The following is a 26,577-nucleotide window of genomic DNA, read 5'->3' on the forward strand; positions in this document are numbered from 1 at the left end:
GCAGTTCGTAAGACAGCTGCTAAAAAGACTACTGCTCGCAAGACTGTAGCTAAAAAAGCTACTGCTAAGAAGACTGCTATTAGAAAGCCTGCGGTTAGAAAGGCAGTTCGTAAGACAGCTGCTAAAAAGACTACTGCTCGCAAGACTGTAGCTAAAAAAGCTACTGCTAAGAAGACTGCTACTAGAAAGCCTGCGGTTAGAAAGGCAGTTCGTAAGACAGCCGCCAAAACGACTACTGCTCGCAAGCCTGCGGTTAGAAAGGCAGCTCGTAAGCCTGCTGGTAGAAAATCAGTAGCAAAACCTGCTATGTCATGCCATAAGCATCACAAACACACAGCTTCTTGCCAACGTGTATGCGCTTCTTCAGCAAAAAGACGCTGTGGTTCTAAAAGCCGTGTTCGTACAGCTCATGGCTGGCGTCAACAATTAATGAAACTCGTTTCTCGATAGGAACTCATTTCGTTAGGCGATGGAGAACGGTAAGAGGATATAGAAGATCTCTTACCGTTTTTTTGTTTATACCGAGGATTCTATCGACTCTCTCTGTACAGTTAGATTCGTAATGGGTATACTAAGTCTCTACCCTTATCTGTGCTAGGAGGTTTAGGAGATGCAAGACTACACTTGCTTCCAAGATTTTTCCAAATTCTACAAGGAAAAGGCTCCGCACCTCACAGTCATTGGCTCAAATTCTGAAGAAGATCGGCGAGTGTGTGTAGAATTGCTTATTCCTGGGAAAGTTCAGGAAGTTGATGCTTTGGGATTAACAATTACCGACTTGTCAAAGTGGACGGAATCTTATGGGTTATTTTCCTCTAAAGAAGTTGTTTCCGTTTTCCAAGCAGAGAAGCTATCCCAGCAAACGCGTGATTTTCTAGCTCGCTATGCTAGAAATCCTAATCCTCATCTTACCTTAATGTTATTTACCACTAAGCAGTCGTTTTTCCAGTCTTTGCGGAAGGAGCTTCTTTCTGCAGTGTTCTTATCGTTATTTGGTGAATGGCAGTCTGATGTGGAGAAGCGTATGGCTATCCTCCTATCTCAAAAAGCTTCCCTTTTAGGCATTTCCTGTTCTTTAGCCTTGGCTTCAGTATTTATTAAGAAATTACCCCAAGTGGAAATGCATAATCTTCTTGGGGAATTTCATAAGTTGCTTTGCTGTTTAGGGAAAAAGCAAGTTCTAGAGTACAACGATATTGAAAACTTTGTCGTGAAACAAGAGCAGGTATCTCTATGGAAATTACGCGATGTTGTACTTCAAAGGAATACTTCTGCAAGTCAAGCAATACTTCACGCTTTGTTGCATGAACATGGGGAAGAACCTTTGGGATTAATAGCTTTTCTTCGTGGGCAGTGTTTGTACGGCTTACGTAGTTTAGAAGAAGAAACAGAGGATAGGAAACATCGCTTTTTTATTGCCTATGGGAAAGAACGGCTCTATCAAGCTTTGAGTTATTTATTTTATGCTGAGAGTATTATCAAGAATAATACTCAAGATTCTATAATAGCTATGGAAACTTTGCTGATTAGGATGACAAGTACATGACTTTGTATATTTTCCCAAATACTTTAGGAAATCGACGAGTGGATCTTTTACCTGCGGGTATAAGTGAAGTTATCCCTAAACTCCAAGGTTTAATTGCAGAGAGTGATCGTGGTGGTCGTACTTTCCTGAGTTTATGGAAAGTTCAGGAAACACACAAGTTTCCTATAGCAGTATTAAGTAAGAACGCACGGTCTGTAAAGGCTTGGGATTTTTATCTTGAGCCTATTGTAAAAAAAAAAGAAAGCTGGGGATTGGTTTCTGACTCGGGCCTCCCCTGTATAGCAGACCCAGGAGCAGGACTCGTACGTCGTGCTCGCGCTCTTAATTTGTCCATTCAAGCATTTTCAGGTCCATGTTCTATAACATTGGCCTTAATGTTATCAGGTTTGCCAGGACAAAACTTTTCTTTTTTGGGTTATCTTCCGCAAAATTCTAGGGATAGGGAACGGTGTATAAAGAGCGGATCCAGAAAACAACATACACAAATATGTATAGAAACACCTTACCGTAATGTTCATACATTTCAAGCGTTATTAGAAGTTTTACCGGGTCATGCTGATCTATGCGTAGGCATAGATCTTACTGGTGATCAAGAATTTGTTTCTACAAGATCCGTAGACGTGTGGTTACAATCTAAAGATCTCGATGAGGTGACGCAAAAAATTACGAAGACACCTACGATTTTTCTCTTTCACACTCCAAGATAAATCGATGGAGAATTTTAAGAGGAATCTTGGTTTAAGATTCCTCAATACATGCTTCCTATATATCTGAGATGTTGCTACAGCAGGAGTGTCCTGAGCAGCACTTCACAGCAGGAGGTTGTTCAGTTTTCACAGAAGCATTTTCTGCTTCTTTCGCTAGTTTTGCGTAGTGATTTTTAATCTTACGCATTTTCTTACAAAGAATAAATGGTTCTATTAATGACCAAATAAATAAGACAAGAATCGGTGTCCCCATCAATTTTATGTATCCTGGATCCATAGAAGGCACAGTCTTTCGTATTCTGATTTTTCCAGAGGCCATGGCTACGATGTACAGCACATTCCATAAGATAGGCGTAGCAATGATAATAAACGCACATAGGAATAGAAGATTCTTGTACTTTCTAAAATGTTTCTTAGGGGCTAAGGGTTCTCCTTTGAATAACATTCTATAAAAAATTAATACGGGTATAGACGGTGATAGAAAAAAGATCAAATTTACGATCGTTGACATAATGCTTTGTTGCGGCACAACACTCTCCATGTTTTTCGATCACTATACCTTAGCTTGTCCTCTGTAAATCCGTCGAGATTTTTATTATAAAATAATTTTTATACTTTAAAATAATGTTTTGTTCTATTTGGTGTTTGAAATTGATCAATAGAAGTTTTTAATAAATTAAAAAATGAAAAATATAATTAAAAATATAAAAACGCAGTATTCTAGTGCTACTACTCCTGAGGAATTAAACGAAACTTCCAATAATGAGAATGAGGTTGTTGAAAATCAGAACGTGATTCCAGATGAGAAAATTCTATTTTCTTGTGTTAATGATAGTAATGGCACGAGTAAGAATGTCATGCGTCAACCATGGAACGTTTCCAATCAAAGAATTACAAACATAGTCAGAGGTAATAATGACCCTGCCCCTAATGGGAGTATTGCTTTAAAAAGTGACCTCAGTGATTACCTGCAAAAAGGAGATATCACTACGACGGGAGCCTTTTTAAGAAGTACCGGAGGATTAATGATTGGTGATATCGACATGGGATCTTCTTATACTGTAGTTGGTCTACCTACTTCGTATAAAACCACTTTTGTGAACTCTACCGATATTGCGTCTGTTGGTATGGTAGAAGAGGATATAGGTACTCTTGCTCACAAGGTAACCGATCTTATTAATCGTATCAATCAACTTACATCTGCAAATGGTTTGGATAAAATTATTCAAGATCTAGGAACACCTACTCTTGGGGATACAGGAATACAACCTGATGTAACTCTTAAAAAACCCCAAGAGGCGAAGTGGTTAGTGCGTGCTGGTGGGAATTCTATGCAGGGAGATTTGGGATTTCAAAAAAGTGAACAAGGATCGCCAACAACACCAGAACCTACCATTACTAATCTTTTGATATCAGAAAATCCAAAAAATAAAACAACGGCTGCTTTAGGAGCTATTTCTACAGGAACTTCAAAGGATGATCTTCAAAGAATTGTTGCTGTAGGCGATATAACAGAAACGTTAAAGAGTTTAACAAGTGGCAATAATTCATATCCAAATTGGTCGGGTATGGACATACCGTTTGTCTGTTTAAAACAAGGTGCTTCTAATGGGTCATCATCCACAGGTTATGATAAATCTAAAAATTCTGAGCTATATATCCAGACTAAAGATGAAAATAGCATTACGCTATTGCGCAGAGGTGTTTATTGTGTTTCTTTTCTCTATGACTTTACTCAAACAACCCCTCCTATTCCACCGCCTGCTAAATCTGTGGAGGTTAGTTGCGCGTTATCCCTTCAACCCCAAGGAGGAGAAAAACAAGAGTGTTATAAAGTGACGGGGAATTCGAACTCTAGCTTGATAGGAAAGACTTATATTTTTGTTCCTGGTGATCGAGCATCAGTATCAACAGACTTAATTTTTGAGATTTCGTCTACTCCAGAGGTTTCTCAACGCACTTGGACTGTGACTTTTATAGGAGCTGCCTATTAAATTATGAATAAGGCTAAGTGATAAACTTAGCCTTATTTTAGAACAGCAACTATATGCTAGCTGTTTGGAAATTGGACGGAAGTAAAGTCGTTTGCCACGACCATGAAGAGGCGTTTAGGTTTTTTGCTCCAGCACGGGCAGGAGTGCCATTTGTTGTAGAATTAAGTTTAAGTTTGAGATCAGAAGGTTGTTGAACGGGCATCTGAAAGAATAAGTTCTGTCCCGATTGTAAAGCTGAGACAGTGTAGACTACAGTATCGCTTTCAGCAGTTTTATTATCCAATCTTGATCTTTCTGTTTCCTGTGTAGATGGATTTAATATAACACTAATATTTGCGGCAGTGTTACCACTCCAATTAGCTGTTGCAGATAGTATTAAAATCCCAGGACATAACACTTTGATTGTTTGTGTATCAGACTCTTCAATTTTTAAGTACTTATCTGATATTGGTGTGCTGGTTACATTATCAGTTTTTGTCGGTTCTTCTGTTCCGTCTGGTTCGTCTGCTCCCGGTTGGCTACCTGGAGTGGAGTCCATCCTTATCGGTTGGGGAAGTACTGGTTTGGGCACATTGGGAGCAGGCGTCGTTGGTGATCCATCTGGATCCGAAACAGGTACAGCTGGGGTCGCTTGACTCGGAGCCAGTGGTAGTGGAGGGGAAGTAGTTGTTTTCCAGTTAAAATAGTCGGTAACTTGTGTTTGTCCAGTGATTGTATTCCCTAAAAAACCAATTTGTGGTGTAGTGATTTTAGATTGCACATACTCAACATTAGCAGCATCTTTAGGATTAGAATCTGTTGGGGTTTTGACATTTTTAACTGTGTGGTTTGTCATGTCTAAATCACCTGACATGGTGCTACCAGAGATTTTTACAAATAGCGAAGTATCCGGAGCAGGTTCTTCAACTGGTGGTTGTTCTTCTTCTGGTGGTTTTTCTTGACTCGGCGGTATTCCTAAAGCGGCTTCAATTATACTGACTTTTCCGGATACATCTGAAATTTTCTGTACTGCTTCATTAATTTGAGGATTATTTGTTACTGTATCTGCTGTACTCATAACATAGCCTACGGTTGCTGCAGCTGATGGGTTTAAAGACCTTAATGTTTCGCTTTGTTCAGGCATCTTCACATTTATAATTGAGTTCCCGTTCATATTAATGTTTCCTGACATGGTCCCACCTTGTGTAGATAAGTACCCTGAATTCGGGTCAGTCTTTGACACGTAGTTGGATTGTAAATAGCCTAGGGATACGGCATCGGAATTTTGTTTAGGATCAGCTACCCCACTAATATTTTGGCTATTCATATCAATGGGTTTTGTTGATGTGATTGTTGATCCCGTTAGAGTAAATAGAGCTGGGTTAGTCTCTGCTCTTGCTCGCACTCTGCTTGTGATATTTTCTAATGAGAAATCATTGAGTTCGTTATTATCTGTTTTGTCTTTCATATTTTTAATAACAATTAATTGTCTTTTTAATAAATCCAATAACAGTTGTTAATTATTATTAAAATTAAAAAGAAATATTCATGATCTCTTCAGCAATAGTATCATGAAATAAACGACCTTGTTTATTTAAGAATAAAAATTCGTTATTGCGATCGAAGAGTTCTTTAATGAGAGGAAGGGAGGCAAGAGACTCCATTAATATGGCAGGGAAATCTTTCCATCTAGCTCCTTTGGTAAGACGTAATCTTAGAGCTAGCGCTTCTTTGATTCGTTCTTTTTCTGGCAAGCTCTCTGTAGATTCATGAACAGGAAGATTTTTACGTACCGCACGTAGATACTGAGAGATTCTTGAGAAATTTTTTGACCGCACCTTATTAATATATTGTGAGGCAGAAACTCCTAAGCCTAAAAATGGTTTATCTGTCCAATAATAAAGATTATGTTTTGATTGAGCTTCAGATTTGGCATAAGAGGCGAGTTCATAACGAGAAAATCCACGTGAGGTAAGGAGTTCTTCAGCAGATAGGCTCATAGTGGCAAGTATGTCATCATTAGCAATAGAGGGAGCTAGAATACGACGGTGCTTATAAAAAGATGTATGGGGGTCTAGGGTTAGATTATAAAGAGAGATATGCGAAATAGGAAGAGTAAGAGCCTGATGAAGATCAGCTATAAAATCTGCTAGGGATTGTGTTGGAAGACCGTAAATAAGATCCACGGAGATATTGTTATATCCATGTTCATGACAGCGGTGTACAGCATCTATAGATGCTGCTGAGGAGTGGATCCTCCCTAGAGCTTTCAGAAGGGGATCATGAAAAGTTTGTGCGCCAATGCTAATCCTATTAACAGAAGTGAGAATCAGTTCTCTTAAATAAAATTCAGAAAGGTCTTCGGGATTAGCCTCTAGGGTGATTTCTTGAGCATCGGGAGCGAGTGTTTTAATGATGTTGTGGAGGTTTTGTGGAGGAATTAATGAGGGTGTTCCTCCACCAAGAAATACAGTATCTATGAAATGCGTGTCCTTAATTGTAGAAAGTTTTTGCAAACCCTCTTGAAGAATAGCATTACAATACAGACTTATCGATTCAGAGTTGTAGGGAATCGTATAAAAGCTACAGTAATGGCATTTCTTTGAACAGAAAGGAAAATGGATATAAAGGGCTAAGGGCGATTTACCATTCATTAGCATCGGGGTCAACAATGCCCCCACGTCTCCAACGATTTCGGTCGCTAAACGGATCCTCATCGTCGTCATATGAGTAATCAATTTCTACAGCGCCTTCTTCTCGATCTTCATCATGAAGTTCGATTTCTACAGTTTCACCGGGGTCAATATCAATTTCAGTTTCTGTAGCTTCAACAAACTCGATATCGGACATGCTTGGCCCGTCAGGATATACGGTTTTTGCAGGACTGCGTCTTGGAGTAACAAACTCTTCAACTTCACCGCTTTCTTTTAGCAGTTGCAAACGCTCCTTCTCCTCATGGATTTTGTTTTCTAAAGAGCGCATTTCTTCTTTGTGACGGTCGATTTCTTTTTTAGGAACCAAACCCAATTGCATCCACTGGGTTAAGTCACGTAATTCAGATTCGAGTTTTTTTAAACGTTCACTTTTCATCTAGTGGGCACCATCCTGTATTCTAGAGAGCAGGTGTAATGTATCCTTTGCTTTTTTTCAACTATAGAAAAAAAACAAAGATTGTTTTTTTTGAAAAATAAAAATTTGCTATGAAACGAAATTCAGATCGCATCTATCGAGAACAAACATCATATGGATTCAGAGTTTGCTGGACAAGTCCATTCTTCGGATATGGATTGGATCGAGGCTATGTTTCAAAAATTTCTAAATCATGAAACCTTGGATCCTTCATGGAAATATTTTTTTGAAGGATATCAATTAGGTCAGGAGGGCGCTGCTTCAGCTTCTTCCGGAAATGAAGAAGCATACGCTGCTCTGCAAGAAAAGAAAGCTCAGTTTCTTTGTATGATATACCGTTATTATGGTTATTTACAAAGTCAGATTTCTCCCTTAACTTCCGTTAATCCTTCTCCTTTAATTCAAGAAAAGATCAAGAATATAGATCTTAATGAAATTGTCCCTTCTTTAGGTCTCCTCCCTCAGCCTAAAGTTCCTGCGCGTGATTTAATCCAAGCGTTAAAAAACTTTTACTGTCGTAGTATCTCTGTAGAAACCCTTGCGTGTTCTCCTCAATTGCAAGAGTATGTATGGAAGCTCATGGAGAGTAAGCCTCCTCAAAGGTCTCCAGAAGAGCTTTTGCGTTCCTATCAAGATATATGTAAGGCAACCTTTTTTGAAGAGTTTCTGCAAATAAAATTTACAGGGCAGAAAAGGTTCTCCTTAGAAGGTTGTGAAAGTTTGGTCTCCATGCTTGAACATCTTGTTCGCTATGGTGTTACTCAAAATATCACAAGTTATATTCTTGGTATGGCTCACCGTGGGCGTTTGAATGTTTTGACTAATGTTTTAGGAAAGCCTTATTCCCAAGTTTTTATGGAATTTGAGGATAATCCTACATCTCGAGGTTTAGATACAGTTGGTGATGTGAAGTATCACAAGGGATATGTATCTAGATCTCTTGGTAAAAATGGTGAGGAAGTGACATTCGTAATGTTGCCAAATCCTAGCCATTTAGAGGCAGTGGATCCCGTTGTTGAAGGTGTTGTGGCAGCTTTGCAACATCAACTAGATTCTGGTAAGGAACATTCTTGTTTAGCGATTCTTGTTCATGGCGATGCCGCATTTTCAGGACAAGGAGTTGTGTATGAGACTTTACAATTAAGTCAGATCCCTGGGTATTCCACAGGGGGAACGTTACACATCGTTGTAAACAACCATATAGGATTTACTGCTCAGCCTAGAGAATCGCGCTCCACGCCTTACTGTACAGATATTGCTAAGATGTTGGGCATTCCGGTATTTCGTGTAAATGCTGAGGACGTTGTCGCTTGTTTGCAGGCTATAGAGTATTCCCTGAAGGTACGTGAAGAATTTAGTTGTGACGTAATTATCGATTTATGCTGTTATCGTAAATACGGTCATAATGAAAGTGACGACCCTTCGATAACAGCACCTCTGCTCTACGATGAAATTAAGAAAAAGCTTACCATTCGAGAGATTTATAAGAAGTATTTATTAGATAACTATCGTGAAGAAATCTCTGAAGATAGTTTGAAGAAACTTGAAAAAGGCGTTCAGGATGTTCTCAACGTAGAATTCCAATCATTAAAGCAAGAAGAAAATCACCAACTCTCTAAAAGAGATTGTCGTCATTGCGATCGTATGGATCTCGGTGAGTTATTAATAAATGATATCGATGTATCCTTAACACGTGATACGGTATTTCATATAAGTTCTAAATTGTGTGGTCTTCCCGAAAACTTTACGCCCCATCCTAAGGTAAAAGCTCTGCTTGATAAGAGAATGAAAATGGCTAAAGGAGAAATTGGCTTTGATTGGGGGATGGCTGAAGAGCTTGCTTTTGCTTCTTTATTGATCGAGAAATTTTCCCTACGTCTTTCGGGACAAGATGCTATTCGTGGGACCTTTAGCCAGCGACATTTATTATGGAGCGATATCAAATCTGGAGATACTTACACACCTTTGTATCATTTATCTCCTGATCAAGGCTCTGTAGATATTTATAATTCGCCATTGTCCGAATATGCTGTTCTAGGCTTCGAATATGGTTATGCTCAGCAAGCAGAGCGTACTCTTGTTTTATGGGAAGCGCAATTTGGAGATTTTTCCAATGGAGCGCAGATTATTTTTGATCAGTATATTTCATCTGCGATTCAAAAATGGGATCTGCACTCTGATCTTGTTGTTCTTCTTCCTCATGGCTACGAAGGGCAGGGACCAGAACACTCTTCAGCGCGTATAGAAAGGTATTTACAGCTTGCTGCGAATTGGAATTTTCAAGTTGTGATTCCTTCTACTCCGGTACAATATTTCCGTATCCTGCGTGAACATACAAAACGAGATTTATCTTTACCCCTGGTGATCTTCACTCCAAAAATGCTTTTGCGGCATCCTGAATGTACAAGCTTTATTGATGAGTTTACTGAGCCAGGAGGGTTTCGTCCTATCCTTGAAGATGCCGAACCCAATTATGATGCTAAGGTATTAGTATTGTGTTCTGGAAAAGTATATTATGATTTTAAAGGTGCCTTACCTCAAGAACGTAAGAAAGACTTTTCTTGTTTGCGTATTGAGAGTTTGTATCCTTTATATCTCGAAGATCTTCTTTCCTTGATTGGCAAGTATTCTAAAGTCGATCATTACGTTTGGCTTCAAGAAGAACCACAGAATATGGGTGCTTATGATTATATTTTCATGGCTACTGAAGAGATTTTCCCTAAAAAATTAAAGTGCGTTAGCAGACCAAGAAGTAGTTCAACAGCTACGGGTTCTGCACGTCTTAGCCAACAAGAATTTTTAACATTAATGGAAACATTGTTTTCTTTAGGTAATGTATGATCACAGAAGTACGCATTCCAAATGTCGCTGAATCCATAAGCGAAGTAACAATAGCTTCTCTTTTAGTGACTTCAGAGAGTCTGGTTCAGGAGAATCAAGGTATTATGGAGATCGAAAGCGAGAAGGTAAATCAGCTTATCTATGCTCCTATATCTGGAAGGATTGTTTGGTCTGTCGCTGAAGGAGATGTTGTTGCCGTCGGTGGAATTGTTGCTAAGATCTATGATGCTAATGAATCTGTTTCTGAAACTCCAGTAGAGGAGACAGTAGATGCCGAGATCATTTGTTTCCCGAGGTCTACAGTTCACAATCCTCCTGCTGAGGGAAAGACATTTGTTCCTTTACGTGAGAAAATGCAAGAAGAACCACAACGTTCTGGAGCCAAAAATGAGGTTCGTGAGCGTATGTCATCAATACGCAAAACGATTTCTCGACGTTTAGTTACAGCTCTTCATGAATCAGCAATGTTAACAACATTCAATGAGATTCATATGACCCCTCTGATGAAACTTCGGAAGGAAAAACAAGAGGCCTTTTCTTCTCGCTATAATGTGAAACTAGGTTTGATGTCCTTTTTCATAAAAGCTGTTATTGAAGCGCTGAAGGTTTATCCTCGTATAAATGCGTATATTGATGGCGATGATATTGTTTATCGCCAGTATTACGATATTTCCATTGCTGTAGGAACAGAACGTGGTCTTGTTGTCCCAGTGATTCGTGAGTGCGATAAACTCTCTAGTGGTGACATTGAAATGAAACTTGCAGATTTGGCAAATAGAGCTCGAGATGGTTTAATTTCTCTTCCGGAGTTAGAAGGAGGAAGTTTCACTATTACAAATGGTGGGGTTTATGGTTCCTTACTTTCTACGCCTATTATCAATCCTCCGCAGGTGGGAATATTGGGAATGCACAAAATAGAAAAGCGCCCTGTAGTGATCGATAATACAATCGCCATTGCGGACATGATGTATGTTGCCTTTAGCTATGACCATCGTATCATTGATGGTAAAGAGGCGGTTGGTTTTCTTATCAAGATCAAAGATGCTATAGAACAACCAGAAAGGTTACTTGATTTTTAAAATAATAGGATCATCTAGGAAGAAGAAGAACAGCAGTGACGTTGTTCTTTTTTATAGGTGTATCTATCACGTTAGGTTCTGAATAGTAGTTGCGGTACCGAGAAGAGAAGAAAATCTCATGTTCGGTATATGTACACCTTTCAGAAATCGTAATTTTAGAACTTGAGATTCCAAGGTCCAGCAACTGTTTTCTCGCTACCGCACGGAAGTCCAAATGATTTTCCTTTGGCATGAAGGCAAAAAAGCTCGGAGGAAAAAGCTCTCTATAATCGGGATAAATAGCAAAATCAGGGCCTAGAGAAGGACCTATAACAACAATTAAATCTTGGGGACAGGAGTTATATACACGTTTTAATGTAGCTACAGTTACCGCGTAGATATTTCCAACAAGTCCTCGCCATCCACAATGTACATTAGCAACGACATGATTTTCTGGATCATAAAAAATTGCTGGTTGGCAGTCAGAATGTCGGATGTGCAGAGAAAGCAGAGGATCATGAGTATACAATCCGTCAGCAGGGCATCCTGAAGGGGTTGTATATGTAGCATGACGTAAACTTGTGCTATGCACTTGATGGAGATCACAAAAACGTTCAGCACCTAGAGCTTTACGGATCTCATCATTTTTAGGAACATAGACGTAGCCTTCTGCATCTGTTTGTTTAGGGAACAATCCATGACGTAGGGGGAGGTGAGAGAGTTCTGGGAAAGTTAGTATATTTAGGTGGTTATCTGGGGTAGTAGATTGTGCCATAGATAAAAATGTCTCATTCAGGATCTTTCCATACACCATGTTCTTGCAGAAGATGCACAAGCTCTTCTTCAGCTTTTTCCATAGGGATATGCGCTTTCACGCATGTGTGTTTTACATAGAGATCGATCATGCCGGTTTTAGATCCTACAAATCCAAAATCAGCATCTGCCATTTCTCCTGGGCCGTTAACAATACATCCCATAACGGCAATTTTTAATCCTACAAGATGTTTTGTTTTGTCGTGAATACGTTTTGTCACTTCAGGAAGGTCAAAGAGAGTTCTTCCGCATCCAGGACATGAGATGTACTCGGTTTTTACTAAACGTACGCCAGCACTTTGTAAGGTGCCGAAGGCAATTTCTCGAACTACGGTAAGTGGAATATTAGGAAGATCCAAAATTACAGCTTCTCCTAAACCATCAAGGAGTAGTGCTCCGAATTCTGTAGCTATAGCAACTGCTGCTTCACATTCATCATCGAGATCTTTTGAAAATACCAACTTTACAGGTTGTTGCTCACATTGTTTCTTTTCAAAGAACCCTCTTGTACTGTGAATAAACGGAGGTGAGGCGTGAAAGTGCACGAAAGGCGAACTTAATACTTCCTCCTGATTCCAAATCTCTTTGTTATAATCATAAAGGCAGGGAACTTCATGATGATGGAAAATAATTAAATGCTGTTCTAATTTTTCAAGAATCGAAGTGCCGATAAAACTTTTCGGCACAACCACACCATCAGGAGCTGTGAAATCTTTTTTCCCATTTGTAGGGTTGATTCCTAACTGCTCAAGTAGATGTTCAACTGTGGTACTTAGGATATGATCTTCATTCAGTTTAATAAAAACACCATAGACAGATCCCCAGGGGGTTGTTTTTGTGATTTTCCTGGCAGCATTGACGAAACTTTCAGAATTTTCTAAAGCAAAAGGGTTATTTCTCTTAGGAAGACTAAGGTATGTCGCTGTATGTCTTAATAAACTTTCACAAACAGGGATTTCTTCTGTCGGACACCCTGTTAAAGAACAACGAATGGTATCACCTAAACCTTCTGTGAGAAGAGTCCCTATGCCAACAGCGGATTTGATAATTCCATCCATTCCCATTCCTGCTTCAGTAACCCCTAGATGTAGAGGATAATGCCAGCCACGGGCATCAAGATCTTTAGCTAACTGGCGGTACGCAGCAACCATCACTTTAGGGTTGCTAGATTTCATAGAGAAAACAACATCATGATAATCAAGCTTTTCACATATTTCAATATACTCAAGTGCTGAAACAACCATACCCTCAATGGTATCGCCATAACGTTGCATAACACGTTCGGAAAGAGATCCGTGATTCACTCCAATTCTCATTGCTTTCCCTAGACGCTTGCATTTTTCAACAAGAGGAGAGAATTTTTCTTCTAATCGAAGAAGGCTATCCGCATAGTGTTTATCTGTATATGTTTTCCCAGTGAACATGTGGCGTTTATCAACGAAGTTTCCTGGGTTAATACGGACTTTATCTACAAAATCTGCGACATGCATCGCTGCTTGAGGAAAGAAATGTATATCAGCTACAAGGGGGACATCCATTCCTAAGGCAATCAAACGTTCTTTTATATGTTCGCATGCCTGAGCTTCTTTCATCCCTTGTACAGTAACACGAACAATTTCACACCTAGCTTCTACTAAGGCACAAATTTGCGCAACCGTAGCATTAACATCCGCTGTAGGTGTTGTTGTCATTGATTGTGTTTTTATCGAGTGGTCGCTACCTACATAAAGATTCCCAATTTTGACAGAGTGCGTGTAACGTCTAGCAGCTTGTTTTTGGGCGGGGGGATTAATCATAAAAACCTAAAATAATTCTACAATGGCTACTATAAATAGGGCCAAAAAGCGCTTTAAAAGAAAAGCGCAAATAAATTTTAGACCATTTGAGAGTATTCATCAAAAATAAAAATATAGATTCAGTAAAGAAGTTTTTTAGAAGAAAATAAAAACTTAAGTTTTGCAATCATGTTTTTGTTTTTAAAGTCGTCGTTTTAATTGTGGTAAAAAACTTATGTTGAAGGACTTATAGAATTCTAGGGCAGCACAACCATTCTTTGAGAAAAAATCAAAAAAGATGGAGGTTGTGCTCCTTTTAAGAAGAAGACCTTAATTGTCTTCTTCAAAATCATCAATATCACTTTGATTGTGAGATAAAGGTTTGGGTTTGTGTAGAGGGTTACCTCCTATACCATAGAGACAAACAGTTAGGTTACTCTTGGAGTCTCGTGCTATTTCAGCTAAGGCTGAGGATAGTGCTGTGGCAACTCTACTTTCAAAGTCACTATCAAGTGGTGCAAATATGTCAATATAGGGGGCATCAAGATGATTTTTAGGGAACAAAAGATCGTTTCCATAAATGCTAATACTATGAACACCACTAGCCACTAGTGATTTAAAGAAACGGACAAACATTTCTTTTTGACTATCAAAACTTTTCCTCCCATAAAGAGGGTGGCGTGTGTGTTCTAGTTGTTCATTAGCCGTTTTTGGGTAATTTCCGAAGGGGTTCCACACACTAATTAGGTATTGAGGACTGTCATCTGTCGAATATTCTGCGATGTCGCTCCAAGAACTGCGTGACCATCCTGCAGGTGTTTTAGGTGTTTTGGCAAATTCTGCTAAATTTGTATTCCAACCACGATTTCCGATTTCTATTTTAAATAAATCTAAAGAACCATTCCGAATAGTTTTGGGATGAGTCAGATTTGCTTCTGGAGGTATGAAACAAACCCGCGATACACCTTTGCCGTGATCAGTAATAGAAGATAGGAATGATGGAGTTGTAAAAGTTACTAGCTTGACTTGGGCGTTGTTTTTTGCTGTGAAGACGTCGATATCTTCAACTCCAGGGGCTTGCATATTTTTGGGTAGTGATGAGCTTTCTTTAAAATTTGCTTTTAAAGAGTTGGCAAGATCGGTAGACAGGAAGTCATAAGACCTATTTGCTTCTAAAACGTTTTTTATTTTTCCCCTAATATCTTTTTTCATCTTGTTTGGTAGAAGCGCAATGGAGGCTCCTAATAAAATAGTTCCTAAGGTAACGCCAATAGCTGTAGCAATCACTAAGCCGGGGGCTCCAAGGACTCCGAGAGTAATCCCGCAAGCAATTCCGCCAGCTAAAGCAAGTCCGCCTATGATCGCAAGCACTTTTCGAGTAGTCTCTCGAGTGTTTGGGTTATATAAAACCCTATTCAGATAACTTTTTACGGGGAATCTCTGCTTAGGATTTAAATTAAATAGTTGTTGTGGGGGTAATGGATTATTACCCGAAGAAATTTTTTCATCTGACATAATTAAAATTATAAATATTTTTTAAATGAAAGTAATAGTTTTATTTAATATTATTTATTATCCGTTGGAAATAAGTAGTTTACAATATTTAATATTTCACAACGGAAGTCCTAATCCTGGGGAACTAACAATAACGACGTTCATAATGGTTTCAGGCTGTGAGGTTGCAAAATTGATTAATGCGGCAACCAAACCTGTTTGTATAGCAGCTCTCCAATCAGCCGCTGCTTGAGGATTTGAGGAGAGTTGAGTAGGTGCAGTGGAAATTAGGGGAATTTGAATCATGTCCACATCCTGTCTGATAGCCTCGTTTAGGCAGTTAGTATAGGCAGCTTTTGCTAGGGCAAAGGCAATAACGGGATTGTGATTATAGAGTTCGGGATTAGGCTCCTGAATGATGCCTAGGAAATTAGGTAATCCTAGTTGTTTCTTGTTGCTAGAGCCATCGGAGTTTTCCCATGGCATGGAGACGCATTGACTTTCCTGCATCTCTATAGGAATTTCGTAAGAGATGTTTAAAGTTCCTAAGTTTGAAAGTTGCGTATTCCGTTCTAATACGATCATGAGATTGCAACAGCAATGAATACGTGGGGAATAAATAGTTCCTGTAGTCGCAAAGAGAACTGTTTTTGAGTTGTTAATTTTCCAAACCTTATTTAATAGGGAAGGGGTAGTTTCTCCAAAGATGCGCGGTAAGGTATTCCAGGTATTAACTACTTCACAGAACTGCTCTAAAATTTTTGTATGCTTTGTGTTTTCATTGATTTCAATTAAGAGTGGCGCATCTGGAAGAGGTGTCACATCTTTTTTTTGCGGTTTCTGTTGAGAGGCGTTCCTAAGAAGAAATAGAGATGCAAGAAGAAGAGGAAGTGCGAAGCCACAAATAGAGAACAGAGGTAATATTCCTGTAACTACAGAAGAAATAATAGCTGCGAGTATAGCTAGGTAAGCGAAGACAAGCATAGTAATAATAGGAAGGATTCTTGATGCTATGCTACTTTTTTGGGGGGATATTTCAGGATAGGATTGTATGTATTCGAAAGATGCAGCAGTGAGATCGGATATCATATTATTGTAAAGAAGGATGCTTTAATTTTTGAGCAGTCTTCGCGATATCATTAAAAAATACTAAGCTTGAAGTAGAGACAAAGATTTTCTCAATTTTAAAGATAATACAACAAAGTTGGCAACTTGGATTTTATTCAGAAGTTGAGCTGTTATAGTTCATCTTAAATGTGCCTTACAAGCCCTGGTGTACGTTTATTCAAGTACTTATAGGTAGAAATATAAAAACAACGTTAGCAAGTTTTCTATAACAAAATATCAAGAGATTTTGCTTCTAGGAGCAATAAGAAGGAAAGGATCTTGGTGTTATAAGATGACACCATGGATCTATAACACATACTTGTTGTAGATCCATGACAATGTTATCTTATGTTAGCCTAAGGGAGGATTAGCGATATCTGTGACAACAACAATCATTTGAGAATTTGGATTTTGCCTAGCAAAATTCGTAACAGCAGTTACTAAGGCCGCTTTAATAGCTTCTATCCATTTAGCTCGCACTGTGCCTCCTGATAGATTTGCTGAAGGAGCGAAAATACTGGATGAGATAAGGGGTAACTGAACATATTTGGCACCTTTTTCCACAGCTTTAGCTAAACAATTTTCGTAGGCTGTGGTTACGGTCTCATAGCATCTGAGTGCGTCATTATTCAGCTGATTAGCTGTTGGTCCTAAAAGTTGTGCTAGTAATGCTGGAGCCGACGAGTCCCCGTCATTGGTTGTACCGTTTATATTTATCCACTTACCCGCAGTACATTCGCCAATATTTAAACATGTTTTGCCTTCGGTGGAATTTTGCCATCCTTGATAACTTACTGCTTGGGTAAAGGCATGATTAGTTCCTCCGCCAAATCTGTACATAGTATCGTTAGCGGCATTTACTAGCATAGGGGTGAGATCTCTTGTGAGGAATCTAGGTTTGGTAATGTCGCCGCATGTAGAGACAAGTACTGTTTCAGTATTAGGGACCTGCCATCCCGAGAAAGTGGTATTTGAGTCGATAGGATCAAATTGAGGGGTATTGATAGCTTGTCGGAATTGGAGTTTTGTCAAACTTTCAAGTAATTCCCTAGGGTTCGGGACAGTTTGCAAAGGAACCGCTGCAGCTGTAGGCAGAACCCGAGGTCGGGGAGTTGGAGATCCTGGTACATCCTGAAGATCATGGAATATTGGAGAGGGAGGAGGAGAGTGCTCCGGTGTTGATAGATCTTCTGGTTGGAAAGAAAGAGGTGGGGAAAGGTCTGGCGTGGATATTTCTGATCTTCTTTTGAGAAGAATACAACATGCCACAGCCATTATAGAGAAGATTACTACTGCGGCAGACAAGGTCGGCATCGAAAAAACAATAGCCAAAGCAAGAGTTGTTACAGCTCCAACAAAGGCCAAACCTGCTATTGTTGCTAGGACTGGAATACAATTTCTATTGCATGGTGCTGTAGAAGCCCGAGAAACAAACTGAGACGACTCATAACTATTGATAGGTTGAGACATAAAATATTAATTTTTTTTAAAACTAAAAACTATTAATATTTTAAAACATTCTTGGCTTAGAGCATAGGGATTTTTTTCAAGATTTCTTCCCTCTAAGGAAAACTCTATATACACACACAACCAAGGATAAGTAAATATCTTAGCGTTTGTAATTTTTTAAAGAGACAGAGTTTAAAAAGTAACTTTAACGCAACCACCGTTAATTTTACACTGACAAGCTAGGCGTTCGTTAGAATCTTGAGTCTCCCCAAGAAAGTCTTTTTCCTCTTCAGTGAAACTAGAAAGATTCTCTTTTCCTTCTATAACTTCGATAACACAAGTTCCGCACACACCTTCTGTACATGCAAAAGGAACCCCTGAAGATTCACAAGGCTCTGCGATGCTAGAACCATCTTTGAGTTCAAACTCTTGTACTTCGTCTTCGGATGCAACGATCAATTTTGCCATTTGTGATTTCCTGAAAATCTTTTACTAAAGAGACTAACAATTCGGAGTAGAGGGATTCGAACCCCCGACCTATTGCTCCCAAAGCAACCGCGCTAACCAGGCTGCGCTATACTCCGAGCAAATGTCTCTAAGAAATAAAGACGTTAGCACAGAATAAAATAGTCTACAAGATAAACATAAATTAAAATTCGTGAATGTTTGACCTACGAGTTTTGCTTGAAGATATATCTTTTTTGTCGTTATTGAAGAAAATAAGAGAGTCTCATAAGGGAGGCGCTTGGTGACAAGCAAACAAGAGAAATTATGGAGAGTGGCTCTCATTCCTCTAAGTATTCTTCTTTCTTTTTTGATTCCTTTACCTCAGATACTTTTAGATACCGGCTTGTGTATCAACTTTATCCTATCGCTAACCCTTGTATTTTGGGTGTTTTCTTTAAAATCAAGCCTTGAAGCTAGGTTATTCCCTGCGTTATTTTTATACCTTTGTTTATTTCGTTTGGGATTAAATCTTGCTTCAACTCGATTGATTTTGTCCTCTGGTTGGGCGTCGCCAATGATTTTTTCTTTAGGGAATTTTTTTTCCTTAGGGAGTTTAGGGGCAGGAGTTGCTGCTTGCTGTTTATTTTTTTTAGTAAATTTTCTTGTCATTGCTAAAGGATCAGAAAGAGTCGCAGAAGTCCGAGCAAGATTTGTGTTAGAAGCACTTCCAGGCAAGCAAATGTCTCTAGATGCTGATCTCTTATCCGGAAGGGCCTCCGGGATAGATGTTGAAAAACAAAAACAAGATCTTTTCGAAGAAAGTGATTTTTTTTCTTCTATGGAGGGAGTATTTCGCTTTGTAAAAGGAGACGCCGTTGTTAGCTGTATTTTACTCATTGTAAATTCTATAGCGGCTGCCTATTTTTCCTATTCTTTAGGTGGAGAGCCAGAAAGTTTATGGCTAACTGTGGTAGGAGACTCTTTAGTAAGTCAGGTGCCTGCACTAATCACATCGTGTGCTGCGGCTACCTTGATCTCCAAGGTCGGGCAAAAAGCATCTCTCCTTGAGTATATGATAGATTATTACGCACAGGCACGACTTCATTTTCGAACGATAGCTCTTTTATTTGCCTCTCTATTGTTTATCCCAGGCACTCCTAAAGCTCCTGTTATTGCTTTTGTAATTGCATTGTTCGTTATGCATAAACAATCCGTAAATATTCAGGATCGTGAGATTATATCTGAACAATTCCAACATATCCGCCTTTATCTTCCTACAGATTATTTAGGAGAGAATCCTCAGGAGCTATATAACCAAGCACGAGAAGAAATCTTCAACGAAACAGGAGTATTTCTGCACCAAGAGATAAGGATTTTTTATTGTGAGAAACAAGCGTCTTTGAGTTGTTTTGGTCAGCATTTCTATCTGAAAGAAGTTTCATTACTTTATCTTTTGCCAATATTAAGAAATCTAGTCCCAGAGGCAATTCATGGAAAGTATATTAGAATTCTTATAAGAGAGGCCCACAATGTTTTAGGGATCTCTATTGATGAGATTATTCCAAAGAAAATTTCTGAAAATTCCCTACTCTTTTTAATAAAATCTCTGGTTAAAGAACGCGTATCTTTGAGGTTATTCCCTAAGATGTTGGAGGCAATAGCGTTATATGGATCCCCAGAAGAAAGCCTAGAGGTATTAGCCGAGAAAATTAGAAAATACCTAGGGAAACATATAGGAAGAGCCCTCTGGGATAAGCAAAATTCTTTAGAGGTCATCACCGTAGACTCTCATGTAGAACGAATGATAGGTGATTTATATTCAAAATCTAATCCATTAATGTGTGATAAGGTTATTCACCAAGTGCAGAATCTTTTAAAGCAGTCGGAAGGAGGTGACTTCCGCGCTATCATTACAGGATGTGAATCACGTTTTGAATTAAGGAAAATGATAGAACCTCACTTTCCAGACCTACTTGTTTTATCACATAACGAACTTCCAGAAGAAATCCCAATTTCTTTGTTGGGATCAGTCTCAGACGAAGTTTTGACGCTTTAATTGTGAAATTAATCTAATTAAAATGAATAAATTATTTCAATTAGATTGTTGTTTAAAATAATTTTTTTATTTAATCTTAAAATAATTATTGAAGAAAAAAATTTGTGAAAACACAAAACACGCAAAACATTTCTGAGATCTGGGAACTGTATTGGGAAACTCAAGAAATCGAGTATCGAGATACTCTGATTGATTTTTACCTGCATTTAGTCAAGTGTGTAGTTCATCGCTTGATTTCGGGTATGCCTTCCCATGTCAAAACCGAGGATCTTTATGCTTCTGGAGTTGAGGGGTTAGTTCGCGCTGTAGAACGCTTTAATCCTGAGAAAAGTCGTCGTTTTGAGGGGTATGCTTTATTTTTAATTAAAGCAGCGATAATCGATGATTTAAGGAAGCAAGATTGGGTGCCAAGAAGCGTACATCAAAAGGCAAATAAGCTTGCTGATGCTATGGATGCCTTGCGTCTGTCACTAGGGAGAGAGCCTACTGATGGTGATCTTTGTGAGTATTTCCAAATTTCTCAACAAGAGCTTTCTTGCTGGTTTGCTTCAGCACGGCCCGCATTGATTATTTCTTTAAACGAGGAAAGACCCTCATTATCTGAAGGTGAATCTGGTGTAGCTCTAGAAGAACGAATTGCTGATGAAAGAGCAGAAACAGGGTACGACATTGTTGACAAAAAGGAGTTTTCTTCATTTTTAGCAAGTGCTATAGAGGGCCTAGAAGAGAAAGAAAGAAAGGTGATGGCTCTATATTACTATGAAGAGCTAGTTCTTAAGGAAATTGGAAAGATTCTAGGAGTTAGCGAATCACGAGTATCCCAGATTCATTCCAAAGCCCTTATCAAACTCCGAGCCGCTTTATCTGCTTTTCTTTAAGGAATTCTCTCTGCTTGTTGTTTCACAGTCCACGTGAAGATGCTCATAATTCCAAGAGCTAATAAGATTCCCCCAACAACACTTAGTAATGCGAACCAAAGGTTCAAAGTAAGTATCATTGCCACACAACTCCCTACTGTTGCTATAATAGCTAGAGTAATAAGAGCTACAGAAATAATACGAGAAAAAATTGTGGAGTGAACAAAATTCGCTGCTTTGTTTGGTAAACGGCCGATAAAAGAAGTATTTTCTAAAGTTGGGCTTATCATTATTAAAATACCTTTACGTAAAAGAACTAATCTATTTTAAATTAAAATAGATTTTTTATCCGTTTATTTTTTCTAGAGTAAATTCCTAAGGAATCTTGCATATAAGAGTACTGATCGTTAAGATAGTCTTTCAATTATTAAGATTTTTTGTTATTGCGATGCGGGATTTTATAAAACACTTGCAAGATCGGGGAATTCTCGAAGATTTTTCCTCAGGATTAGATAGCGTAAGCGCCCCAGTCTCTGCCTATCTTGGATTTGATCCTACAGCTCCTGCTCTTCATATAGGACATTGGATAGGGATATGCTTTTTGCGTAGGATGGCTAGCTTTGGTATCACTCCTGTGGCTCTTGTAGGTTCTGCTACCGGAATGATAGGAGACCCCTCAGGGAAAAGCATAGAACGTACCCTACTTGAGGAAAGCCAAGTCGCCTATAATAGCCAGAAACTCTCAGAATGTCTCTCTCACTATTTACCCGGATTGCAAATAGTGAATAACATGGATTGGTTTAAAGAAACTACTATGATAGATTTCCTGCGAGACGTAGGGAAGCATTTTAGACTAGGCGCTATGCTGGGTAAGGATACGGTCAAACAGCGTGTTCAGTCTGAAGAGGGCATTAGCTATACTGAATTTAGCTACATGCTTTTGCAATCATATGATTTTGCTTATCTCTTTGAGAAGTATGGGGTACGTTTGCAATGCGGAGGAAGTGATCAATGGGGAAATATTACTTCAGGAATTGATTATATTCGTCGTCGTGGATTGGGACAGGCTTATGGTTTGACTTATCCATTGTTAACGAATAGCCAAGGTAAGAAGATTGGGAAGACAGAGTCAGGAACGATTTGGTTAGATCCTAAGCTAACATCTGCCTATGAGTTATATCAGTACTTTTTAAGGCTACCAGATCAAGAAGTGCCTAAAGTAGCACGTACATTAACTTTATTGAGTAATGAAGAAATTTTTGATCTAGATCAAAAATTTTTATTAGATCCATTAGCTGTGAAAAAGTTTGTTGCCGAAACTATAGTAACTTCTATACACGGTGAAGATGGACTAAGAGAAGCTCAGATAGTCACACAAAGTATACATCCTGGTAAAGTATCTTCAGTTTCTGAGAAGGATTTTCAAGATCTTATTGCTATGGGCCAGGGAGTCTCTTTAGAAGGAACACAGGCACTCGGCAAACGGTGGATAGATCTTTTTGTTGAATTAGGGGTCTGTGGTTCTAAAGGAGAAGCTAGAAGATTGATCGAGCAGAAAGGTCTCTATGTGAATAGTGAACCTATTGAGAATGAACAAAGTGTTTTTGAAGAAACTCAGGTGTGTTTCGATCAATATGTTTTATTAGCACAGGGAAAGAAGAAAAAACTAGTTTTGCGTCTAATTTAAGTGTGGAGGAGAATTGGTGGCAAAGAAATCAGATGCGGATATTGGGCTAATTGGTTTAGCTGTAATGGGGAAAAATCTTGTGTTGAATATGATCGACCATGGTTTCTCTGTGTCTGTCTATAATCGGAGTCCAGAGAAAACTCAAGAGTTTCTTCAAGAACATTCTCAAAGCCCAAAACTTCAAGGACACGAAAAATTAGAATCTTTCGTGCGTTCTTTAAAACGTCCTAGAAAAATCATGCTGATGATTAAAGCAGGAACTCCTGTGGATCAAAGTATTGATTTGCTGCTACCTTATCTTGAAGCTGGTGATATTATCATCGATGGAGGTAATAGTTATTATAAAGATTCAGAAAGACGATGCCGTGATCTTAAGGAAAAAGGCATATTATTCATAGGTATGGGCATCTCTGGAGGAGAAGAGGGCGCTCGTTATGGACCTTCTATTATGCCAGGAGGGAATAGTGATGCCTGGCCGGCAATAGCACCTATCTTCCAAGGTATTTCTGCTAAGGTTAACGGGAACCCTTGCTGCTGCTGGGTTGGCCCCGGAGGCGCAGGACATTATGTAAAAACTGTACATAATGGCATAGAATATGGGGACATACAGTTAATTTGTGAGGCTTATGGCTTATTAAGAGCACGTTTGGATATATCTCCTGAAGCTGTATCAGCTATTTTTGCTGAATGGAATACACGTGAATTAGAAAGTTACCTGATGAGAATTTCTGTGGAAGTTCTCTCTTTAAAAGACCCCAATGGCTCCCCAGTTATTGATACCATTTTAGATGTTGCTGGACAAAAAGGAACAGGGCGTTGGACTGCTATTGATGCTATTGATTCAGGCGTTCCCCTTTCGCTAATTATCGAATCTGTATTAGCTCGCTTCCTTTCTTCTTGGAAAACTATTCGTGAGCGAGCTGCTCAAGAACTTCCGGGTGTTCCTATCGTTTTTGAAAAACCTAGAGACCCCCATCTTTTTATTGAAGATGTTTTTCAAGCGCTATACGCTTCGAAAATCATAAGTTATGCTCAAGGATTCATGTTATTGAAACAAACATCTGAAGAGCATCAATGGAATTTAAATTTTGGAGAGTTAGCCTTATTGTGGAGAGGGGGATGCATTATCCAAAGTGTTTTTCTAGATGCTATCCATAAAGGTTTCGAAAATGAACCGGAAGCTCCTTCGTTAATTTTACAAACCTATTTCAAGACTGTATTACAAAATTCCGAACCAGGTTGGCGAAGAACAGTTGCCTATGGTGTGGGTTCAGGATATCCCATTCCTTGTTTGGCAGCTGCATTGACATTTTATGATGGTTATCGAACAAAAGACTCTTCAATAGCTTTAGCTCAAGGATTAAGAGACTATTTCGGAGCCCATACTTATGAACGTAAGGATAGACCTCGAGGGGAATTCTATCATACAGATTGGATAGGGGCAAAAACAACAACTATCGTAAAATAATTTGAGAAAATACGAGAGCGTTGACCTAAGTTTATTTTTTGTGCAACTCTCTTGTTATCTTTAGGGATAACTTACAACACAGCTTTTTTTTGGTCGATTCTACGTGTCTAGAGTAGAATCCAGGGGAATATATAAAGTAAAAACCCTAAGCCTCCTTATTGGAAGGGCATTTTAATGCATCTTTAAAGCTTGCTAATCTATTTTGAGAACTTCAATAAAAGCCGTGTTTGGAATAGAGACTTTCCCAAATTCCTTCATCCGCTTTTTACCCTTTTTCTGTTTTTCCCAGAGTTTACGTTTTCTCGTGATATCACCGCCGTAACACTTTGCAGTCACATTCTTAGAAAGAGCGCGAATTGTTTCCCTAGCAATTACTTTTTTATTGATAGCAGCTTGGATAGGAATTTTAAAAAGTTGTTGAGGAATAACATCAACAAGCTTTTCACAGATACTTCTTCCGCGTGCTTCAGCTTTATCTCTATGTACAAGGCAAGAAAAAGCATCAACAGGTTCATCATTGATTAGGATTTCAAGTTTGATGATAGATCCTTTACGGTAATCTCCCAAACGATAATCAAAAGATCCATAACCCTTAGTTACAGATTTTAATTTATCGTTAAAATCAGAGACAATTTCATTTAAAGGAAGATCATAAGAAAGCACTAACCTGTGTTGATCTAACATTTCTGTTTTTAAGCATATACCACGTTTATCCAAACATAGATTCATAATACTACTTAAGTACTCTTGTGGTGTAATGATATTGACATGTACCCAAGGCTCTTCCATGTGTTCTATAATCGAGGGATCTGGATAGGCTGTAGGATTATCTATGAACAAAGTTTTGCCATTTTTTAAGATAACCTTATAAATTACACTTGGGGCTGTAGCAATAATGTCGATGTCAAATTCTCGGATGATCCTTTCAAAAACGATCTCTAAATGCAGTAGTCCTAAAAACCCACAGCGAAAACCAAAGCCTAAAGAATGGCTGCTTTCTTGTTCGATTGTTAAAGCAGAATCGTTAAGTTGTAAACGGCTTAAAGCGTCTTTTAAAGCATCAAAATCTGAAGAATCAATAGGATAGATACCAGCAAATACTACAGGATTGATTTCTTTGAATCCCTCTAAAGGCACCTTAGCAGGATGTTTTACTGTAGTTACAGTATCACCAATTTTTACATCCTTAACTTTTTTCAAGTTGGCTATAAAATAACCTACCTGACCTGCTCGTAAAGATCCCTCAATTAACGTTGCTTCGGGAAGAAAAGCTCCTATGCCTAATACCTCAAATGATGATCCTTTTATTGCCATAAAGGTAATGCGATCACCTTTTTTAATTTCTCCGCTAATCACACGGACATACACCATGATACCTACATAAGGGTCATAGTGAGAATCAAAAATCAAAGCTTTTAATTCAGTTGCTTCAGGAGATTTAGGTGGGGGGATTAATTCAACAATTGCTTCAAGAATTTCAGAAATTCCTTCCCCAGTTTTTGCTGAGCAGGCGATCGCATGTGTAGTATCTAACCCTATGTAATCTTCTATTTGTTTTCGGATTTTTTCAGGGTTTGCTGCTGGTAAATCAATCTTATTTAAAATAGGAATGATCTCCAAGTCACGTTCTAAGGCTAGATAAACGTTAGCTAAACTTTGCGCTTGCACACCTTGAGCTGCGTCAACAATTAAAAGAGCTCCCTCACAGGCAGCTAAGGATCGTGATACTTCATAAGAAAAATCCACGTGGCCAGGAGTGTCTATAAGGTTAAGCTGATAAACTTCCCCATTGTATTTATAATACATAGTCACCGGGTGCGCTTTGATTGTGATACCACGCTCTCTTTCTAGATCCATGGAATCAAGAAGCTGCTCACGCATTTCTCTTTGCTCGACTGTACTTGTACTTTCAAGTAAGCGGTCAGCAATTGTAGATTTTCCGTGGTCAATATGCGCAATAATAGAAAAGTTTCGAATGTTTTCTAGCTTATACTCTTTCAAAATACAGGATGGGTCTTGTCAATTTCAGAGAGAGCCATGTTAGACTGAGTATCGTTAGTTGTCAATATTACTAGAACTGAAATGCAAGAAGGTGAGTTTAATTTGTTTCAGAAATCAAAAATAGAATAGCTGTTGTGTTTGTAGTTTATACGTTTTATCGTTTTTAACC

The 26,577-nt window shown here is 38.7% G+C and carries 22 protein-coding genes and 1 tRNA gene (1 of these 23 cut by a window edge); 10 read left to right on the plus strand and 13 right to left on the minus strand.

From position 1 onward, the window contains the following. The 3 genes from hctB to E1N70_RS04070 form a co-directional block, all read left to right on the plus strand. Positions 1–450, plus strand: partial view of a histone H1-like DNA-binding protein Hc2 gene (gene hctB / locus E1N70_RS04060; protein WP_131744268.1) — the 3' portion only. Its footprint begins 204 nt before the window's first position; the window shows 450 of its 654 coding nt (coding positions 205–654); its start codon lies beyond the left edge, outside the window; its stop codon occupies positions 448–450. A gap of 160 nt (positions 451–610) precedes the next feature. Next, positions 611–1,546 carry a DNA polymerase III subunit delta gene (locus tag E1N70_RS04065; RefSeq protein ID WP_131744269.1) on the plus strand — a complete coding sequence of 312 codons (936 nt, stop codon included), beginning with the start codon at positions 611–613 and terminating at the stop codon, positions 1,544–1,546. Then, a complete protein-coding gene (locus E1N70_RS04070) occupies positions 1,543–2,253 on the plus strand; it encodes an SAM-dependent methyltransferase (RefSeq protein WP_131744270.1) in 711 nt (236 codons plus the stop codon). The genes E1N70_RS04065 and E1N70_RS04070 overlap by 4 nt, the downstream gene beginning before the upstream one ends. 55 nt (positions 2,254–2,308) lie before the next feature. Here the strand turns inward: E1N70_RS04070 and E1N70_RS05130 are convergent, their stop codons facing one another. Then, a complete protein-coding gene (locus E1N70_RS05130) occupies positions 2,309–2,794 on the minus strand; it encodes a hypothetical protein (protein WP_165478215.1) in 486 nt (161 codons plus the stop codon). 142 nt (positions 2,795–2,936) lie between these two features. Here E1N70_RS05130 and E1N70_RS04080 point away from each other — a divergent pair, with 142 nt between their 5' ends. Then, positions 2,937–4,247, plus strand: a complete 1,311-nt coding sequence (locus E1N70_RS04080; RefSeq protein WP_131744271.1) for a hydrolase — start codon at positions 2,937–2,939, stop codon at positions 4,245–4,247. A 49-nt stretch (positions 4,248–4,296) separates the two neighbouring features. Here E1N70_RS04080 and E1N70_RS04085 read toward each other — a convergent pair whose 3' ends face one another. The 3 genes from E1N70_RS04085 to E1N70_RS04095 all read right to left on the minus strand — a co-directional run bounded on the left by E1N70_RS04085 (position 4,297) and on the right by E1N70_RS04095 (position 7,316). After that, positions 4,297–5,694, minus strand: a complete 1,398-nt coding sequence (locus tag E1N70_RS04085; RefSeq protein WP_131744272.1) for a hypothetical protein — start codon at positions 5,692–5,694, stop codon at positions 4,297–4,299. Between the two features lie 64 nt (positions 5,695–5,758). Then, positions 5,759–6,880 (minus strand): radical SAM family heme chaperone HemW, encoded by a 1,122-nt coding sequence (gene hemW / locus E1N70_RS04090; protein WP_131744273.1) that lies wholly within the window; start codon positions 6,878–6,880, stop codon positions 5,759–5,761. Then, a complete protein-coding gene (locus E1N70_RS04095) occupies positions 6,870–7,316 on the minus strand; it encodes a hypothetical protein (RefSeq protein WP_131744274.1) in 447 nt (148 codons plus the stop codon). The genes hemW and E1N70_RS04095 overlap by 11 nt, the downstream gene beginning before the upstream one ends. Positions 7,317–7,469: 153 nt before the next feature. Here E1N70_RS04095 and E1N70_RS04100 point away from each other — a divergent pair, with 153 nt between their 5' ends. Continuing rightward, positions 7,470–10,196, plus strand: coding sequence for a 2-oxoglutarate dehydrogenase E1 component (locus tag E1N70_RS04100; protein ID WP_131744275.1), 2,727 nt, complete (start codon positions 7,470–7,472; stop codon positions 10,194–10,196). Next, positions 10,193–11,275: a dihydrolipoyllysine-residue succinyltransferase gene (gene sucB, locus E1N70_RS04105; RefSeq protein ID WP_131744276.1), complete on the plus strand. Its 1,083-nt coding sequence runs from the start codon at positions 10,193–10,195 to the stop codon at positions 11,273–11,275. The genes E1N70_RS04100 and sucB overlap by 4 nt, the downstream gene beginning before the upstream one ends. 10 nt (positions 11,276–11,285) lie before the next feature. Here sucB and pgeF read toward each other — a convergent pair whose 3' ends face one another. From pgeF to E1N70_RS04140, 7 genes are all read right to left on the minus strand, one after another. Beyond that, positions 11,286–12,029 (minus strand): peptidoglycan editing factor PgeF, encoded by a 744-nt coding sequence (gene pgeF / locus E1N70_RS04110; protein WP_131744277.1) that lies wholly within the window; start codon positions 12,027–12,029, stop codon positions 11,286–11,288. Positions 12,030–12,042: 13 nt separating this feature from the next. Beyond that, complete coding sequence (locus E1N70_RS04115; protein ID WP_131744278.1) at positions 12,043–13,863, minus strand: 4-hydroxy-3-methylbut-2-en-1-yl diphosphate synthase; 1,821 nt, start codon at positions 13,861–13,863, stop codon at positions 12,043–12,045. Positions 13,864–14,172: 309 nt separating this feature from the next. Continuing rightward, a complete protein-coding gene (locus tag E1N70_RS04120; RefSeq protein WP_131744279.1) occupies positions 14,173–15,357 on the minus strand; it encodes a DoxX family protein in 1,185 nt (394 codons plus the stop codon). A 96-nt stretch (positions 15,358–15,453) separates the two neighbouring features. Further along, complete coding sequence (locus E1N70_RS04125; RefSeq protein WP_131744280.1) at positions 15,454–16,425, minus strand: macro domain-containing protein; 972 nt, start codon at positions 16,423–16,425, stop codon at positions 15,454–15,456. A gap of 369 nt (positions 16,426–16,794) precedes the next feature. Further along, complete coding sequence (locus E1N70_RS04130; protein WP_131744281.1) at positions 16,795–17,913, minus strand: macro domain-containing protein; 1,119 nt, start codon at positions 17,911–17,913, stop codon at positions 16,795–16,797. Between the two features lie 171 nt (positions 17,914–18,084). Continuing rightward, positions 18,085–18,360 (minus strand): 2Fe-2S iron-sulfur cluster-binding protein, encoded by a 276-nt coding sequence (locus tag E1N70_RS04135; RefSeq protein ID WP_131744282.1) that lies wholly within the window; start codon positions 18,358–18,360, stop codon positions 18,085–18,087. Positions 18,361–18,401: 41 nt separating this feature from the next. Continuing rightward, positions 18,402–18,476: transfer RNA gene (locus tag E1N70_RS04140), tRNA-Pro, on the minus strand. Between the two features lie 164 nt (positions 18,477–18,640). Here E1N70_RS04140 and E1N70_RS04145 point away from each other — a divergent pair. Further along, entirely contained in the window at positions 18,641–20,395 is a 1,755-nt protein-coding gene (locus tag E1N70_RS04145; RefSeq protein WP_208638313.1) for an EscV/YscV/HrcV family type III secretion system export apparatus protein, read from the plus strand. Positions 20,396–20,499: 104 nt separating this feature from the next. Next, positions 20,500–21,273: a FliA/WhiG family RNA polymerase sigma factor gene (locus E1N70_RS04150; protein ID WP_131744284.1), complete on the plus strand. Its 774-nt coding sequence runs from the start codon at positions 20,500–20,502 to the stop codon at positions 21,271–21,273. On the opposite strand, the gene E1N70_RS04155 is transcribed toward E1N70_RS04150, so the two are convergent. After that, positions 21,270–21,542 carry a hypothetical protein gene (locus E1N70_RS04155; protein WP_131744285.1) on the minus strand — a complete coding sequence of 91 codons (273 nt, stop codon included), beginning with the start codon at positions 21,540–21,542 and terminating at the stop codon, positions 21,270–21,272. The two genes, E1N70_RS04150 and E1N70_RS04155, sit on opposite strands and share 4 nt — an antisense overlap. A 158-nt stretch (positions 21,543–21,700) precedes the next feature. On the opposite strand from E1N70_RS04155, the gene tyrS reads away from it, so the two are divergent. Further along, positions 21,701–22,939, plus strand: a complete 1,239-nt coding sequence (gene tyrS / locus E1N70_RS04160; protein ID WP_131744286.1) for a tyrosine--tRNA ligase — start codon at positions 21,701–21,703, stop codon at positions 22,937–22,939. 16 nt (positions 22,940–22,955) lie between these two features. Then, entirely contained in the window at positions 22,956–24,407 is a 1,452-nt protein-coding gene (gnd, locus tag E1N70_RS04165; RefSeq protein ID WP_208638314.1) for a decarboxylating NADP(+)-dependent phosphogluconate dehydrogenase, read from the plus strand. Between the two features lie 192 nt (positions 24,408–24,599). Here gnd and lepA read toward each other — a convergent pair whose 3' ends face one another. Further along, the gene (lepA, locus tag E1N70_RS04170) at positions 24,600–26,408 is read right to left on the minus strand and encodes a translation elongation factor 4 (protein WP_131744288.1); all 1,809 of its coding nucleotides are present in this window, start codon (positions 26,406–26,408) and stop codon (positions 24,600–24,602) included. Positions 26,409–26,577: the final 169 nt, after the last annotated feature.

It is taken from the genome of Chlamydia buteonis, assembly GCF_900634605.1.
Classification (GTDB): Bacteria; Chlamydiota; Chlamydiia; order Chlamydiales; family Chlamydiaceae; genus Chlamydia; species Chlamydia buteonis.